We start from the raw sequence: 15,437 nt of genomic DNA, 5'->3' as shown, positions 1-15,437 counted from the left end.
AAAGAGTTCAATTTCGGCCGATAAGAACAGGCTCATAACAATAACTAGTTTCCAACACTCAGACTGACGCTCACAAGGATGTAATTATGAACTTATCCATTAAAAACAAGCTGGTCCTGGCTATAGGTATCATCATTCTGGTGATCACCGGCCTGCAGGTCTGGTACAACACCTCACAACTGCGCAGCGAGACCCAGCGACTGGTCTGGAACATCATCGACGAGAGCTCGATGGCCAACGTCAAGGGGATCTCCCGCTGGGTCGACTCCCGTATCAGCATGGTCAGCACCACCAAGGAAGCATTCACCAAAGAAGATGAGCCCATCAGTCATCTGGCCCAATCCATGAATGCCGGTGGCTTCGACCTAGTCTATGCCGGCACCGCAGACGGCAAGATGATCCAGAGTAAACCCACCAACCTGCCTGCCGGTTATGATCCCCGTCAACGTCCCTGGTACAAGGATGCGATGGCAGCAGGCAAGCTGGTCATCACCGCGCCCTATGCCGATATCTCCACCGGCCAACTGATCGTCACCATCGCCGAGCCGTTCCAGCGTGGTAACACCCAGGGGGTCATCGCCGGAGACGTCTCTATCAGCGCCCTTATCTCGGACATTCTGGCAGTCACCAGCGAGGGCACTTACGCCATGCTGGTCGACAGCAACGGCACCATCATCGCGCACCCCGATGCCTCCATGAGCCTGAAACCCGCCACCTCGCTGGCCCCTGAGTTGACCGCATCCTATATCAACCAGATCGCCCATGACGGCATGATCAACGAGCTAATAATCAGCGGCAAGAAAGAGGTCTTTGACTTCAACGCGATCCCCAATACCAACTGGTATTACGGCATGATGGTGGATGAGGAAACCGCCTACCAATCGGTACGCAGCATGGTCACCTCATCCCTCATTCAGGGGCTCATTACCATACTGATCGTGGCTGGCTTCTCCTATGTCGCCATCAACGGCTCGCTGGCCCCCCTGAAAACCTTGGGCGAGGCGATTGCCGATCTCTCCCGTGGCAACGGCGATTTGACCCGCCGCATCAAGATCGAGCGTGAAGATGAAGTGGGCGCGGTTGCCAAACACGTCAATACCTTCATCGACCGGATCCATGTGATGGTGCAGGATATCTCCAACTCCTCCGGCCAACTCAACCAGCAGGCCAAGTCCTCCCACAGCATGGCGGAGAAGGCCAATCAGGGGCTGGCACGCCAGCAAAACGAGATCTCCCAGATCGCCACTGCAGTGCACGAGATGTCCGCCACCGCGGTCGAGGTTGCCAGCAACGCCGAGCAGACCGCCGAAGCAGCCCGCAGCTCCTCCAGCAGTTGCGAGCATGGCAAACAGGTGATCGCCCGCAACCAGCGCTCCATCACCGATCTGGCCACCCAGGTGGAGCAGGCCTCCAACATCATTCAGGAACTGGAGAAGAACGCCCAGGAGATCAACACCATCCTCTCCACCATTCAGGGCATCGCCGAGCAGACCAACCTGCTGGCGCTCAACGCCGCCATCGAAGCGGCGCGGGCCGGTGAACAGGGCCGTGGCTTTGCGGTGGTGGCCGATGAAGTACGCGTCTTGTCACAGCGCACCCACAGCTCGACTGTCGAGATCCGCAGCATGATCGAAACCCTGCAGCGCAATACCCAGGGCGCGGTCAGCACCATGCACGAAGGCCAGCAGCTGGCCCAGAACAGCGTGGATGACGCCAACAACGCCACCCATGCGCTGGAGCAGATCACCACCTCGATCAACCAGATCTCCGACATGGCGACCCAGATCTCCAGCGCAGCCGAAGAGCAGCGAGCCGTCACCGACGAGGTAAGCCGCAACATTCAGGCGGTCAAAGATGTCTCGGACGAACTGGCTGTGGATGCAGACAGTTCGCGCCATCTCTCTGAACAACTTAAAAATATTTCGGGTGAACTGAGCAATCAGGTCGGCATGTTCCGCATTTGAGCATGAGTAAAAGGGGCCGTACAGGCCCCTTTTATTTTTCTAAATAGCGCTTAATTTTCAGTGATTAATCTCATATTACCCGCCAAATCCCCGGCACTTAAATCCTTGTGATTCATCTGGATTTATCCAATCATCTCCGCAGCAGTCGCCGCAATTCGGATTATTTATTTTTATCCAAATAAATAAATGCCAATAATTCTCATTAAAAAATTACAATAAAAAACTTAAAATTTTTTTCGTGAGTACCTAAAAAGAGAGGTGATTCGCATTTTATTGAAAGAAAACTACGTACAATCCAGAAGTTAAAGTATGCGTAGCAAGGTGTTCAACTGCTCAGTAACACCAAAAAATGGCGATAATAACGACATTTTCATCCAGGGATTTGGGTGTTTTATAGAAAAATAACCAATAAAAATGGAATAAAACCTAGCAGTTTGACTTGCATCAAGCCTGAATTTTTTTCATAGAGCAAAATCGTGCCCAGCAAATCTATCCCTAAGGAGGCAGATGTGGATATTATCAAGACCGATGTTGCCATCATCGGTGCCGGTGGTGGTGGCCTGCGTGCCGCAATCGCCATTGCAGAAGCCCACCCGGAGCTGGAAATCGCCCTGATTTCCAAGGTCTATCCGATGCGCAGCCATACCGTGGCCGCCGAAGGTGGCGCCGCAGGCGTCGTCCGTGATGACGACTCCCTCGAAAACCACTTCAATGACACCGTCTCCGGTGGTGACTGGTTGTGTGAGCAGGACGTAGTCGAATACTTCGTCAACAACGCCACCAACGAAATGATCCAGCTGGAGCACTGGGGTTGCCCCTGGAGCCGCAAGCCGGATGGCAAGGCCAACGTCCGCCGTTTCGGCGGGATGAAGATCCCGCGCACTTGGTTCGCCGCAGATAAATCCGGTTTCCACATTCTGCACACCCTGTTCCAGACCTCCATCAAGTATCCGACCATCAAGCGCTACGATGAGCACTTCTGTCTGGATCTGATCGTGGAAGATGGTCGCGTTCAGGGCGTACTGACCTTCGATATCCAGAACGGTATCACCCGCTTTATCCAGGCCAAATCCGTGGTGCTGGCGACTGGCGGTGCCGGTCGCGTTTACCGCTACAACACCAACGGTGGCATCGTCACCGGTGACGGCATGGCGCTGGCCTACCGTCACGGCGTACCGCTGCGTGATATGGAGTTCGTCCAGTATCACCCGACCGGTCTGCCGGGCACCGGCATCCTGATGACCGAAGGTTGTCGTGGTGAGGGTGGCATCCTGCTCAACAAGGATGGCTACCGCTACCTGCAAGACTACGGCTTGGGCCCGGAAACCCCGGTTGGCCAGCCGAAGAACAAACACATGGAGCTGGGTCCCCGTGACCGTCTCTCCCAGGCATTCTGGCAAGAGCAGCAGAAAGGCCGCGTGATCCAGGGCCCGATGGGCGACGTGGTTCACCTCGACCTGCGCCACCTCGGCGAGAAGTACCTGAAAGAGCGTCTGCCTTTCATCTGCGAACTGGCCAAGGCCTACGTGGGTGTGGATCCGGTCAAGGAGCCGATCCCGGTACGTCCGACTGCCCACTACACCATGGGTGGTATCGAAACTGACGGCAAGTGCGCAACCCGCATGCCAGGCCTCTACGCCGCTGGCGAGTGTGCCTCCGTCGGTCTGCACGGTGCCAACCGTCTGGGTTCCAACTCCCTGTCCGAGATCGTGGTATTCGGCAAGGTGGCCGGTGAACAGGCAGCCGAATTCGCTGCAACCCAGCAGCACGGCAACACCGAAGCGCTGGTCGCCAAGGCCGAGCAGTTGATCAAGCAGCACCTCTCGCTGATGGATATCGACGGGACCGAAAACCCAGCCGACATCCGCAACGAACTTGGCATGTCCATGGAAGCTGGCGTTGGTATCTACCGTACCGAAGAGCTGATGCAGGGCACCATCGACAAGATCAACGAGCTCAAAGCCCGTTACAAGAAGATCAAGATCAACGACAAGTCCTCTGTCTTCAACACCGATCTGCTGTACGCCATCGAACTGGGCTACATGCTGGACGTGGCCGAAGCCATGGCTCACTCCGCCATCAACCGTAAAGAGTCTCGTGGTTCCCACCAGCGTCTGGACGGTTATGAGGAGCGTGATGACGTGAACTTCCTCAAGCACACTCTCTCCTTCTATGCACCGGAAGGGGCCCCGACCATCGATTACTCCGATGTGAAGATCACTAAATCCCAACCGGCAAAACGTGTGTACGGTTCCGAGGGTGAGAAACAAGACGAGGCTAAGAAGAATGGCTGAGATGATCGAAATTGAAATCCTGCGCTACCGTCCGGAGCAGGATAACGAGCCCTGGATGCAAACCTTCCAGGTGCCTTACCTCAAAGAGATGTCCCTGCTGGATGCGCTGCAGTACATCAAGGATCACCTGGACTCTACCCTGAGCTTCCGCTGGTCCTGCCGGATGGCGATCTGCGGCTCCTGCGGCATGATGGTCAATGGCGTACCCAAGCTGGGTTGCAAAACCTTCCTGCGTGACTATCTGCCAGGCAAGATGACCATTGAACCGCTCAACAACTTCCCGATTGAGCGTGACCTGGTCGTCGATATGTCCGATTTCATCGAGAAGTTGGAGAGCATCAAGCCCTACATCATCCCGAGCGAACCGCGCAGCCTGTGCGATGGCGAGTACACCCAGACTCCGGCTGACATGGCGAAGTATCACCAGTTCTCCATGTGCATCAACTGTGGTCTGTGCTACGCAGCCTGCCCGCAGTATGGCATCAACAAGAAGTTCACCGGTCCGGCGGCACTGGCTCTGGCCTATCGCTACAACGCCGACAACCGCGACAGCGCGTCCAAAGAGCGGATGAAGATCATCAGCCAGGACGAAGGTGTCTGGGGTTGTACCTTCGTGGGCTACTGCTCCGAAGTGTGCCCGAAAGGCGTGGATCCGGCCGCAGCCATCCAGCTTGGCAAGGTCGAGAGCGCCAAGGACTACATGATCGCCATGTTCAAGCCAGATTGAGATCAGGAATGAGACCATGAACAACACCAATAGCAAACGTAAGCCTTACGTCCGCGAAATGAAGAAAGACTGGTGGCTGAAGAACGCCTTCTACACCGGTTACATGATCCGTGAAGGCACCAGTATCTTCGTCTCCATCTACGCCGTTGTGCTGATGTGGGGTCTGATGCGTCTGGTTCAGGGTCAGGAAGCGTTCAACGGCTGGCTGGAATCCCTGCAAAGCCCGATCGCCATCCTGTTCCATGTCATCGCACTGGCGGCGTGCCTGTTCCATGCCAAAACCTGGTTCGCCCTGGCGCCGAAAGCCATGCGTATCTTCCGTGGTGAAGACCTGGTACCGGAGAAGCCGATCGTTCTCGCCCAGTATGTGGCGCTGGCGGTGGTGTCCCTGCTTGTCCTGATCATCGTGGCCTGAGGAGAAATCAATGAGACGTTCTGACGAACCAATTTACTGGGGTCTGTTTGGTGCGGGTGGCATGGTCGTTGCCATGCTGCTGCCGGTCATTGTCCTCATCACCGGTCTACTGGTACCCATGGGTATCATGGACGTGGAAGCCATGAGCTATGACCGCGTGCACGCGTTCGCCAGCTCCTGGTGGGGTGCCTGCATCCTGCTGGTGATCATCGCCCTGCCAATCTGGCACGGCATGCACCGTATCTACCACGGTCTGCACGATCTTGGGATCCACACCACCAAGCTGCACCACTATGTGTTCTATGGCTTTGCCTTCCTGGTATCTGCCATTACCGTCGGCCTGCTGATGGTGCTGGTACTCCAGTAATCACATCTGACTGATTGACCAAACCGGGCCTCGTGCCCGGTTTTTTATTGTCCCTGATTAACCAAAAGGGCCAGCCGGTTTGCACCGGCTAGCCCTCCGTTCATCTGCACCCACAGACGGATTGCAGCACTTCGTGGTTACTCCATCGGTGGCAAGAAGCGGCGCATCACCTCATCCCCATGCCCTCCTTCCTGAAACGCCACCAGTGCCTGATTGAGGGTATTCACCAGCTCATGGGCGCGGGGGGAGCCCTTGCTCACCAGCAGATAGAATCCCTTGCGGCTGGGCAGGGCGAGGTTGAGCAACCCGCTCTCGCTGCGGTAGATGCCAAGGCTGATACCACTCACCAGCGGTTCGATTTCACTCGGCAAAAAGTCGCAGCGATCCCGCCCCATCATGTCCAGCGCCTGCTGCAACTGCTTGACCCGGCGTGGCTCTTGCGCCAGCCCATAGGGGGTGTAGTTGTAACCAATCACCCCGCACACCCGGGAGCGGTTGACCGTCTGCAAGTCCGGCGTCTCGGGAAAGCGGCGCTTGAGATAGAAGAAACCGAGGTGGGTGTAATAGAGCGGCACGCTGTAGAAGGCAAACTCGGCCCGCTCCGGCTTGTAGCTGGCATCCCAGGTCAGCTCGCACAGACCGTTCTGGCGATAGTCCGCCAACTCCTGCTGAACCCGCGCCCAGGGCAGATAGCGGATCTGGTGCGAGAGCCCGCTCTGTTGCAGCGCATCGAGCACCAGCGTAGTGGCTGAGCCGGTCAGGCGGCTGATATCCGGCACGCCGTCCTTGCGCTCCCAATAGGTAAAGGGGGCCCACTCGTTGCCCTCCCCCAGACAGATCTTCACTGGCGGCTCTTGCCCCCATAGCGCGGGGGACAAGATGGCCATCGCCAATCCCGCCCACCATGTTTCCGCTCGTTTCATCTCCCGCTCCCGAACTGTTTATCCCTCTTGCAGCTTAGTCCAGAAGGGATAGTGCTCACTTTGCAGAGACGCTTTCATGCCACAACGCCAGCAAATTGGCCGGAATGACACCACAACGAAGCTGCGGCGTCTGGTGCCACTCGGCCAACTTTTGCAGGGCTTTCGCCAGATCCTGTGCAAGGGTGCGGGTCACTCTAACCCCCGCTTCCAGATAGAGGCTCTTGATCTCGAAGATCCCCTGCTGGCGATGAGCCTTGGCATCCATTCTGCCCACCAGCTTGCCGCGATGGAGCAAGGGCAACACGAAGTAGCCGTACTGACGCTTGGGGGCCGGGGTATAGCACTCGATGCGATAGTCGAAGTTGAACAGTTCACTGGCCCGTTTGCGATCCCACACCAGCGGGTCGAACGGCGACAAGGCGGTGATATGGGTCGCCTTGAGGGTGCCCGCCTGCGCCCTTGCCAGCTCATCAGCCAGCGAGGCATGCACGAAGGCACCGTGCTGCCACCCCTCCACCCGTACCGGCAACAGCTCCCCCTCGTCCGCCAGCTGATGGAGCAGGACGTCGTATTTGCCGCGCCGCAGCCGGTAGTAGTCCGCCACCCAGCCGGTTTTGACCAGCCCCAGCGCCCGGCAGCTGGCGCGCACCATGTCCCGCTGCGCCTGCTCGACGCTTGGCAGATCCCTCTGGTCGCTCCACTCGGGGATGACCCGTTCGGCGAGATCATAGACCCGCTGAAAGTTGCGCCGCTCCCGCACCATCAGCTGACCTGTGGTAAAGAGTACCTCCAGATGGCGCTTCTCCGGCTTCCAGTCCCACCAGCCGTTCCCCTTGCCGGTTGTGCGTTCAAAGTCAGCCGCCCGCACCGGACCATGCTGACGAATGCGCTCGATCAGCTGGCCAATCTCCTGCTGATGGGTGGCGAGCCAGTTGGCTGAAAACTTCCAGCCCATGGCGGCGGGATCGAGCATCCGGTGGCGCAGCAATCGGTAATCCTCCCGGGGCACAAAGCAGGCCTCGTGAGCCCAGTATTCGAAGATCTCGCCGTCGACCAGCAACTGCTCCAACCAGCGCGGTTCGTACTGGCCAAGCCGACTGAACAGCACCAGATAGGGGCTACGCGCCACCACCGAGATGGTATCAATCTGCAGCAAAGCCATGCGGCGAATGGTGGCCAGCAGATCGGCCGGGGTCGCCTTGCTGCGACGGGGAGCGAGCAGCCCCTGCGCCGCCAGTTGCAGATGACGGGCATCCTGCAGTGAGAGGTGGGGTATGGACATGAAAACAGGGCATCCGTTCCAGAAGTCAGGCGATCAGCATGCCCAATCCATGATCAAATGAATACACCCTGTTCAAGGTTTGGTGATAACCGCCACATCGGCGTGGGGGAAGCTGAGCTCGGCCTGCCAGCTGGCGGCCAGCACCTGAAACGATGCCTCGGCAAAGAAGACGATGTGAGTCGGGTCGTGGCGATAGCGCCAGTTTTTAAACCGCTCGTCACCGAGCACCCGCTGGGTCTGCAACACCAGCAGGCCACCGGGTTTGAGGCAGGCCCACAACTGCTCCAGCACGGCACGCGGCTCGGCGATATGCTCGATCACTTCGGTGCTGGTGATGAAGTCATACTGACGCGCCAACAATTCGGGAAAATCGGCATAGAACTTGTCGTAACCCGCCATCTGGTAACCCGCCTCGCGCCCCATCGCCACCAGCGCAGGGCCCGGGCCACAGCCAAAATCGAGACCACTGGCAGGGGTTGGCACCCGACTCAACACCTCGCCAAAGGCCCGCATCAGAAAAGTGCGATAACGGGGATCATCCACCCGGTTGTCGTGACCGTCATAAACCGCCTTTTCGGCCACCTCATCCAGATGATCCGCCTCGTCCAGCCAGACCAGCTCGCACGCGAGGCAGCGATGATAGCGCTTGCCTGCCACCGGCAGGGGATAACTGCGATGGCTGGCGCACAGGGGGCAGCAGACACTGGATGACATGGCGGTTCCTCTTGGGTGCTTCCTGTTGGATAACAGCGGCGCAGATTGCCTGCCCGTCGCGTCGCTGACAACTTTTTTTGCTGCTTAAGGGTTTCTTAAGTTTGGGCTTTTACTCTCAAACCATCGCAAGAGAAGGAGTCACCCATGACCATCGAGATCCAAGCCCCCTACAGGTTGATCCTGGCCGAGTCCCCGCAGCAGGTCATGGCGCTGCAAAGCTATATCCAGGCCGCCTATACCCTCGAGTTCAACGCCCGTATCCCCCATTTTCTCCCCTGCCTGCTGGGGCTCTATCGGGCGGACGGGACGCTGGTCGGTGCCTGTGGTCTCAATCATGCCAGTGAGGGGCCTCTCTATCTGGAACAGTATCTGGAGCAACCCATCGAGGCCGCCATCAACACCCGCCTCGGGGTCTATCCGGCACGCAACCGCATTATCGAAGTGGGCAATCTGGCCTGCAGCGAACCGGGCAATGCCCGCCTGATGTTTGCCTCCCTCTGCCGCATGCTGTGTGAAAACGCCCTCGACTACGTGGTCTTTACCGGCACCGCCAAGCTGCGCAACAGCTTTGCCCGTCTGCAACTCAATCCGGTGGAGCTGGCCCCCGCACAGGCCCATCAGGTGGGTGCCGACGCCGATGCCTGGGGTGAGTACTACCGTTGCCAACCCAAGGTGATGGTGGGTGACATCAATCAGGGGCGCGAGGTGCTGGCCCAGAGCAGCCTGCTGCTCAATCTGCTGGCCCCCATGCCAGTGCTTTTTACCGATGCAACCCTGACCAGTGAGAAAAGGTGCGCCCAATGAGCCTGTTCGACGCCATCGCCAAACATGCCCGCGATAATCCGCAATCGCCTGCGCTGCTGAGCAGCCAGCAGCGCCTCGATTACCAGACCCTGTGGCAACAGATCCAGCGTCTGGCCAACCAGTTGCAACAGCTCGACATCAGCCGTCTGGCGCTGCAACTGGACAACGGCCTGCCCTGGGCGCTGCTGGATCTGGCCTGTACCAAAGCAGGGATCGTAGTCATCCCGGTGCCCCACTTCTTCAGTCAGGCCCAGCAGGTCTGGTTGCTGGAGAGCAGCGGTGCCGATGCGCTGGTCGGCCCACATCATCAGGGGTGGCATGCCGCCGAACCGCTCTCGCTGATCACCGGCGAGCTGCCGCTGTGGCGCCATACCCCGACCAATCGAGCGGCGCTGCCCAAGGGCACCGCCAAGATCACCTACACCTCCGGCACCACGGGCCAGCCCAAGGGGGTCTGCCTGTCACTGAGCCAGATGATGGCGGTGAGCCATGCGCTGGCCGAGCGGGTCGCGCCAGCCAAGGTGGAAAAACACCTGACCCTGCTGCCGCTGGCGACCCTGCTTGAGAACATCACCGGCCTCTATGTGCCGCTGCTGACCGGCGCCTGCAGCCGTATTCCATCCCTCGGTGAGCTCGGCTTCACCGGCTCCAGCTCGCTCAATGGGGCCATGCTGGGGGAGGCGCTGCTGCGCTGGCCGACCCACAGTCTGGTGCTGGTGCCCGAGCTGCTGCGCCTGCTGCTGGCACTCTGCACCAGCACACCGACGCTGGCCCAACAGCTCAAGAACCTGCGCTTTATTGCCGTCGGTGGCGGCAAGGTGGCCCCCGACCTGATCAAACATGCCCGCCAGCTCGGCCTGCCAGTGTATGAGGGGTATGGCCTCTCGGAGTGTGGCTCCGTGGTGGCGCTCAACAGTCCGGATGCTGACAAGCCTGGCAGCGTGGGCCGCCCCCTGCCCCACTGTCAGGTCACCATCGCCAGCGATGGCGAAATTATGGTGAGCGGCAGCGCCATGCTGGGCTATCTCGGCAACAACGAACCGACTCCCGAGCAGATTGCCGCTGGCGAACCTTCTGCCATGCAGATCGCCACTGGCGATCTGGGTCATCTGGATGATGAGGGCTACCTCCATATCACCGGGCGCAAGAAGAATGTCCAGATCACCGCTTTTGGCCGCAACTTCTCACCGGAGTGGGTGGAAGCCGAGGCCCAGCTCTGCCCCGCCATCGCCCGCATCGTGGTCTTTGGCGACGGTCAGCCCGCCAACGTGGCGCTGATCCAGCCCCTGCCGGGAAAAGAGGCGGATCTGCCACGCCAGATCGCCGGTCTGAACCAACGGCTGCCCGATTATGCCCGGCTGCACCACTGGTTACCGGTGGCGCTGGATCAACATCCCGGGCTGCTGACCGCCAACGGGCGTCCCCGTCGCAACGAGATTTACCAACACTTTTCCCAACAAATTAGCCAATGCCTTACCGGAGAATCGTCATGAGCTTTTATCAGACTCTGCAACAAGCCACTGCCGAGGAGCGTGAGCATCTGTTCAACGCCCCCATCATCGAAGCCTGCCGCCGTGGCGACATCAGCCGTGACACCTATCTCGCCTTTCTGGCGCAGGCTTACTATCACGTGCGCCAGACTATTCCGTTGCTGATGGCAACCGGCGGCAAGCTGGGTCAGGAGTACGAGTGGGTGCGCGGCGCCATTGCCGAGTACATCGACGAGGAGTATGGCCATCAGGAGTGGATCCTCAACGACATCCGCGCCTGTGGCGGCGATGCCGAGGCGGTGCGCCACGGCCAGCCGGGGCTGCCCATCGAGCTGATGGTGGCCTTCCTTTACGACCAGATCCAGCGCGGCAACCCCATGGGCTTCTTCGGCATGGTGCAGGTACTGGAAGGCACCAGCGTGGCCATCGCGCTGACCGTTGCCGACCAGCTGAAAAAGGGTCTCGGCCTGCCACCGCAAGCGATGAGCTACCTGAGCTCCCACGGCACCCTGGATCAGGAACACCTCAAGTTCTTTGAATCCCTGATGGATCGGGTCGAAAGTCCGGCGGATCAAGCCGCCATCATTCACTCGACCAAGGTGGTCTACCGCCTCTATGGCGAGATGCTCTACAACCTCACCGCCACCCCGTAAGTCGGCAGCGGATCAGCAGACAGCAAAAAGGGAACCCACACCATGAATCTTGAAGGGAAACTCGTGCTGCTCACCGGCGCCAGCGGTGGCATAGGTGAAGAGCTGGCGCAGGAGCTGGCGGCCCAGGGTGCCCACCTGCTGCTGCACGGACGTCGCGGTCCGGCACTGGAGCGGCTGTGCAAGTCACTGCCACATCCCGAGCGACATCAGGTGGTGCTCGCCGACCTCGGCTCTGCGCAGGAGCGGGCCAAGCTGTTGCAACACCCGGCGCTGGAGAACGGGCTCGACATCCTGATCAACAACGCCGGCTGCAACCAGTTTGCCTGGTTGGAAGATCAGAGCTTCGAACAGGTGGAGCGCCAGCTGCTGCTCAATATCGAGGCACCGATCCAGCTCACCCGGCTACTGCTGCCCAGATTGCGCAAACCGGGGATCATCATGAACATGGGGTCGAGCCTGGGCAGCATCGGCTACCCCGGTTACAGCGTCTACTGCGCCAGCAAATTTGCCATGCGCGGCTTTAGCGAGGCGCTGGGACGGGAGCTGGAGGGCAGCGGCATCAAGGTGCTGCACTTTGCCCCCCGCGCCACCCGTACCAAGCTCAACTCCGAGGCCGCCTACGAGATGAATGCGGCGCTCGGCACCCAAACCGACAGCCCGCAGGAGGTGGCCGAAGAGGCCGTCATCGCCCTGTGCAACGAAACCCGCCGCAGCTGGCTCGGCTGGCCGGAAAAACTGTTCGTGCGGCTCAATGCCCTGCTGCCGGGCATTGTCGACAAGGCGCTGGCCAGACAGCTGCCAATTATCAAACGTTATGCCCGTCATCTTCAGCCAAGGACGACTGATACCAGCGCCAACAGTGCGCCACAACCAGACTTGTCCCGCCCGATCCCGACCAAGAAGGAGCATTAATATGAATTTTGTCCGTCACTCCGTGACCTCTTGTGCCATCGCCATCCTGCTGGGTTCCACCTCGGTCATGGCCGCGGATGATGCCCTCGCGCCCATCCAGCAGCAGTGGGCGGTCTGCCAGTATCAACAGAGCGGCAAGGCGAAAGAGAGCTGTCTCGAAACCCTGAGCACTCAGGCCGAAGCGGCCAGCGCCAAGGAGCCTTTTCGCGCCGATCTGCTGATCTGGTCTGCCATCGTCAAGAGCACCTGGGCAGGGGCCAAAGGGGGGCTGGGGGCACTGGGTCTGGTGAAAGAGGCCAAAGCCAAGCTGGAGCTGGCGCTCAAGCAGGATCCCAAGGCGCTGGATGGCTCTGCCTACACCAGTTTGGGCTCTCTCTACTATCAGGTGCCCGGCTGGCCGGTCGGCTTTGGCGATGACGAGAAGGCGGAGCAACTGCTCAAGCAGGCGCTGGCCATCAATCCGGATGGCATCGACCCCAACTTCTTCTATGGCGATTTCCTGCTGGATCAGGGTCGCAAGGCCGAGGCCAAAACCTACCTCGACAAGGCGCTGACCGCCCCGGCTCGCCCGGGCCGCGAAGTGGCCGATGAAGGGCGCAGGATGGAGATCCGCGAAAAACTGGCCAAGCTATAAATCCCTGATGGATCAAAGATCTATTTAAACTCTGTCCACCAGCTTGCATACTGGTGGGCAGCGTTGTTTATGCCACGGCACGCCCTGGCGCTAAGCCCCATCGCGACACCCAACAAACAGGGAGAAAAGAATGCGGATCCTGCTGGTAGAAGATGATGTGATGCTGGGGGATGGTATGCAGGATGCACTGCGCCATAGCGGCTACACAGTGGATTGGCTGCAACAGGGATTGCCCGCCCTGACGGCCCTCAAGAGCGACGAGTTCGCCGCCCTGATCCTCGATCTCAACCTGCCCGACATCGATGGCCTCAGCCTGCTGCGCAAGTTACGGCGCGAAGGCCACCAGTTGCCGGTGTTGATCCTCACCGCCCGCGATGCGCTGGACGATCGGGTGGTCGGCCTCGATGCCGGCTCCGACGACTACATGGTCAAGCCCTTCGCCCTGCAGGAGCTCAACGCCCGCCTGCGGGCCCTGGTTCGTCGCAGCAAGGGGCAGGCTCAGGCGGTGCTGGAGTATGGCGATATCCTTATCTATCCCGAATCCCAGCAGGTCACCTATCAGGGGGAGGCGGTCAAACTCACCCCCCATGAATACAAGCTGCTGCAGGAGCTGATCAGCCAGAGCGGCCGGGTGCTGAGCAAGGATCAGCTGCAACAGAGCCTCTACGGCTGGGATGAAGGGGCCGAAAGCAACGCGGTAGAGGTGCATATCCACCATCTGCGCAAGAAGTTCTACAGCGACCTCATCCGCAATATTCGCGGGGTCGGCTACATCATTCCCCAGCTCGAACAGCCAAGCCGGACACCCGCACGATGAAACGTCCCCGCTCCATTCGCCGCTTTCTGCTCACCGGTATCCTGACGCTGGTGAGCCTGAGTCTCACCATCAGCGCCTTTATCGGCTACATGGAGGCGAGCCACGAGATGGAGGAGCTGTTTGATGCCCGCCTCGCCCAGTCGGCCCGCATCACCAACCAGCTGCTGGCCCGCTACCTGGCCCAGCAGGGGAAACTGCCCGCCAACGGCACCGTCTATCAGGAGTGGGAGGCACAAAATCCCGATGAGTGGCAAAAAGATCCCGGCCTCAACCTGACCGGCGAGGATCGGGAGATCACCCCTTACGGCCACGAGTTCGAGCGCAATCTCTACTTCCAGCTGCTCGATGAAAAGGGCGGCTTGCTGCTGCGCGCCCCCAGCGCCCCGGAGCAGCCGCTGGTCACCCTGGCCATCGGTTTTGACACGGTCGAAAAAGATCGCCACCAGTGGCGCACCTTCACCCTCTACAACCAGCAGGAGCAGACCTGGCTGGTGGTGGCGGAGCGGGACGACGAGCGCAGCGAGCTGGCCAGCAAAATGGCCACCCTCACCATGCTGCCACTGCTGATCACCCTGCCCTTCCTGCTGGCCCTGCTCTGGTGGCTCATCACCCGCGGGCTGGCCCCCCTGCGTCAGCTGGCCCAGGCCATCAGCGAACGTCACCCCGCCAACCTGAGCCCGCTCAGCCTCAAGGTAAGCGCGCAGGAGCTGACGCCCCTCACCAACGAGATCAACCGGCTGATGCAGGCGCTGGCGGAGACCATAGAGCGGGAGAAACAGTTCACCAACGAGGCGGCCCACGAGCTGCGCACCCCGCTGGCGGTGCTGCGCATCCACAGTGAAAATGCCCTGGCAGCCGATGATGACACCAGCCGCCAACAGTCCCTGCACAAGATGCTGCAGGCCCTCGACCGCAGCGATCGGCTGATCCGCCAGCTGCTGACCCAGGCCCGCATCGACAACCAGCAGGGGCTGGTATTGACCGAACTGGAGGTGGGCCACCTGCTGCAAGGCACCCTCGCAACACTGGCTCCCATTGCCCTCAAAAAGGATCAGCAGCTATCGCTGGAGTGTGACTTGCCGCTGCTGGTGATGGGTCAGGCCACCCTGCTCGACCTGCTGTTCAGCAACCTGATCGACAATGCGCTGCGCTACACCCAGCCGGAGGGCGAGATCAAGGTGCGGGTTCAGCGGGAGGGCAACCGGGTGAGGGTGGATGTGAGCGACAACGGCCCCGGCATTCCCGCCAGCGCCTTGCCCCGGCTGTGTGAACGCTTCTTTCGGGTCAATCCCCAGCAGGGGGATGGCGTCGGCCTTGGCATGGCCATCGTCTCGCGCATCGCCCAGCTGCACGGCGCCGACCTCGATGTCCACAACCGGCCGGAAGGGGGGCTGGAGGTCAGCGTCTGGCTACCGCTGCCACCAGAAAAATAGATGCCAAG

General features: G+C 59.9%; 15 protein-coding genes. 12 read left to right on the top strand and 3 right to left on the bottom strand.

The genetic code is table 11. The annotated features are described in order from the left end of the window. The first annotated feature begins 86 nt into the window (after positions 1-86). From BN1115_RS20345 to frdD, 5 genes are all read left to right on the top strand, one after another. Complete coding sequence (locus BN1115_RS20345) at positions 87-1,964, top strand: methyl-accepting chemotaxis protein (protein ID WP_042658602.1); 1,878 nt, start codon at positions 87-89, stop codon at positions 1,962-1,964. A gap of 509 nt (positions 1,965-2,473) precedes the next feature. Further along, positions 2,474-4,258 (top strand): fumarate reductase (quinol) flavoprotein subunit, encoded by a 1,785-nt coding sequence (frdA, locus tag BN1115_RS20340; RefSeq protein WP_042063911.1) that lies wholly within the window; start codon positions 2,474-2,476, stop codon positions 4,256-4,258. Further along, entirely contained in the window at positions 4,251-4,985 is a 735-nt protein-coding gene (locus BN1115_RS20335) for a succinate dehydrogenase/fumarate reductase iron-sulfur subunit (protein WP_042063912.1), read from the top strand. Before frdA ends, BN1115_RS20335 begins: the two co-directional genes overlap by 8 nt. A 16-nt stretch (positions 4,986-5,001) precedes the next feature. Continuing rightward, positions 5,002-5,400, top strand: a complete 399-nt coding sequence (locus BN1115_RS20330) for a fumarate reductase subunit C (RefSeq protein ID WP_042063913.1) — start codon at positions 5,002-5,004, stop codon at positions 5,398-5,400. A 10-nt stretch (positions 5,401-5,410) separates the two neighbouring features. Further along, entirely contained in the window at positions 5,411-5,767 is a 357-nt protein-coding gene (gene frdD, locus BN1115_RS20325) for a fumarate reductase subunit FrdD (RefSeq protein WP_042063914.1), read from the top strand. A 137-nt stretch (positions 5,768-5,904) separates the two neighbouring features. On the opposite strand, the gene BN1115_RS20320 is transcribed toward frdD, so the two are convergent. The 3 genes from BN1115_RS20320 to BN1115_RS20310 all read right to left on the bottom strand — a co-directional run bounded on the left by BN1115_RS20320 (position 5,905) and on the right by BN1115_RS20310 (position 8,686). Further along, complete coding sequence (locus BN1115_RS20320; protein ID WP_128821605.1) at positions 5,905-6,654, bottom strand: substrate-binding periplasmic protein; 750 nt, start codon at positions 6,652-6,654, stop codon at positions 5,905-5,907. A 91-nt stretch (positions 6,655-6,745) separates the two neighbouring features. Continuing rightward, positions 6,746-7,972 (bottom strand): winged helix-turn-helix domain-containing protein, encoded by a 1,227-nt coding sequence (locus BN1115_RS20315; RefSeq protein WP_042658600.1) that lies wholly within the window; start codon positions 7,970-7,972, stop codon positions 6,746-6,748. Positions 7,973-8,044: 72 nt separating this feature from the next. Further along, positions 8,045-8,686, bottom strand: coding sequence for a class I SAM-dependent methyltransferase (locus BN1115_RS20310; RefSeq protein ID WP_042658599.1), 642 nt, complete (start codon positions 8,684-8,686; stop codon positions 8,045-8,047). Between the two features lie 144 nt (positions 8,687-8,830). Here BN1115_RS20310 and BN1115_RS20305 point away from each other — a divergent pair, with 144 nt between their 5' ends. The 7 genes from BN1115_RS20305 (at position 8,831) to BN1115_RS20275 (ending at position 15,429) form a co-directional block, all read left to right on the top strand. Then, positions 8,831-9,490, top strand: coding sequence for a thermostable hemolysin (locus BN1115_RS20305; RefSeq protein WP_042658598.1), 660 nt, complete (start codon positions 8,831-8,833; stop codon positions 9,488-9,490). Then, positions 9,487-10,983: an AMP-dependent synthetase/ligase gene (locus BN1115_RS20300; RefSeq protein WP_042658597.1), complete on the top strand. Its 1,497-nt coding sequence runs from the start codon at positions 9,487-9,489 to the stop codon at positions 10,981-10,983. The genes BN1115_RS20305 and BN1115_RS20300 overlap by 4 nt, the downstream gene beginning before the upstream one ends. Further along, positions 10,980-11,633, top strand: coding sequence for an iron-containing redox enzyme family protein (locus tag BN1115_RS20295; RefSeq protein WP_042658596.1), 654 nt, complete (start codon positions 10,980-10,982; stop codon positions 11,631-11,633). The genes BN1115_RS20300 and BN1115_RS20295 overlap by 4 nt, the downstream gene beginning before the upstream one ends. A gap of 42 nt (positions 11,634-11,675) precedes the next feature. Further along, positions 11,676-12,545 (top strand): SDR family oxidoreductase, encoded by an 870-nt coding sequence (locus BN1115_RS20290; protein ID WP_042658595.1) that lies wholly within the window; start codon positions 11,676-11,678, stop codon positions 12,543-12,545. A 1-nt stretch (position 12,546) separates the two neighbouring features. Next, complete coding sequence (locus BN1115_RS20285; protein ID WP_042658594.1) at positions 12,547-13,179, top strand: tetratricopeptide repeat protein; 633 nt, start codon at positions 12,547-12,549, stop codon at positions 13,177-13,179. A 130-nt stretch (positions 13,180-13,309) separates the two neighbouring features. Then, a complete protein-coding gene (locus BN1115_RS20280; protein ID WP_042658593.1) occupies positions 13,310-13,996 on the top strand; it encodes a response regulator in 687 nt (228 codons plus the stop codon). Next, a complete protein-coding gene (locus BN1115_RS20275; RefSeq protein WP_042658592.1) occupies positions 13,993-15,429 on the top strand; it encodes an ATP-binding protein in 1,437 nt (478 codons plus the stop codon). Before BN1115_RS20280 ends, BN1115_RS20275 begins: the two co-directional genes overlap by 4 nt. Positions 15,430-15,437: the final 8 nt, after the last annotated feature.

Source organism: Aeromonas allosaccharophila (assembly GCF_000819685.1).
Taxonomy (GTDB): Bacteria; Pseudomonadota; Gammaproteobacteria; order Enterobacterales; family Aeromonadaceae; genus Aeromonas; species Aeromonas allosaccharophila.
This window is presented reverse-complemented; position numbering and strand designations above follow the sequence as displayed.

Coding starts and splice junctions, on each gene's coding strand:
- BN1115_RS20305 (WP_042658598.1), top strand. CDS start 8,831: ATGACCATCGAGATCCAAGCCCCCTACAGGTTGATCCTGGCCGAGTCC.
- BN1115_RS20300 (WP_042658597.1), top strand. CDS start 9,487: ATGAGCCTGTTCGACGCCATCGCCAAACATGCCCGCGATAATCCGCAA.
- frdD (WP_042063914.1), top strand. CDS start 5,411: ATGAGACGTTCTGACGAACCAATTTACTGGGGTCTGTTTGGTGCGGGT.
- BN1115_RS20345 (WP_042658602.1), top strand. CDS start 87: ATGAACTTATCCATTAAAAACAAGCTGGTCCTGGCTATAGGTATCATC.
- BN1115_RS20330 (WP_042063913.1), top strand. CDS start 5,002: ATGAACAACACCAATAGCAAACGTAAGCCTTACGTCCGCGAAATGAAG.
- BN1115_RS20320 (WP_128821605.1), bottom strand. CDS start 6,654: ATGGCCATCTTGTCCCCCGCGCTATGGGGGCAAGAGCCGCCAGTGAAG.
- BN1115_RS20280 (WP_042658593.1), top strand. CDS start 13,310: ATGCGGATCCTGCTGGTAGAAGATGATGTGATGCTGGGGGATGGTATG.
- BN1115_RS20290 (WP_042658595.1), top strand. CDS start 11,676: ATGAATCTTGAAGGGAAACTCGTGCTGCTCACCGGCGCCAGCGGTGGC.
- BN1115_RS20310 (WP_042658599.1), bottom strand. CDS start 8,686: ATGTCATCCAGTGTCTGCTGCCCCCTGTGCGCCAGCCATCGCAGTTAT.
- BN1115_RS20285 (WP_042658594.1), top strand. CDS start 12,547: ATGAATTTTGTCCGTCACTCCGTGACCTCTTGTGCCATCGCCATCCTG.
- BN1115_RS20315 (WP_042658600.1), bottom strand. CDS start 7,972: ATGTCCATACCCCACCTCTCACTGCAGGATGCCCGTCATCTGCAACTG.
- BN1115_RS20335 (WP_042063912.1), top strand. CDS start 4,251: ATGGCTGAGATGATCGAAATTGAAATCCTGCGCTACCGTCCGGAGCAG.
- BN1115_RS20295 (WP_042658596.1), top strand. CDS start 10,980: ATGAGCTTTTATCAGACTCTGCAACAAGCCACTGCCGAGGAGCGTGAG.
- BN1115_RS20275 (WP_042658592.1), top strand. CDS start 13,993: ATGAAACGTCCCCGCTCCATTCGCCGCTTTCTGCTCACCGGTATCCTG.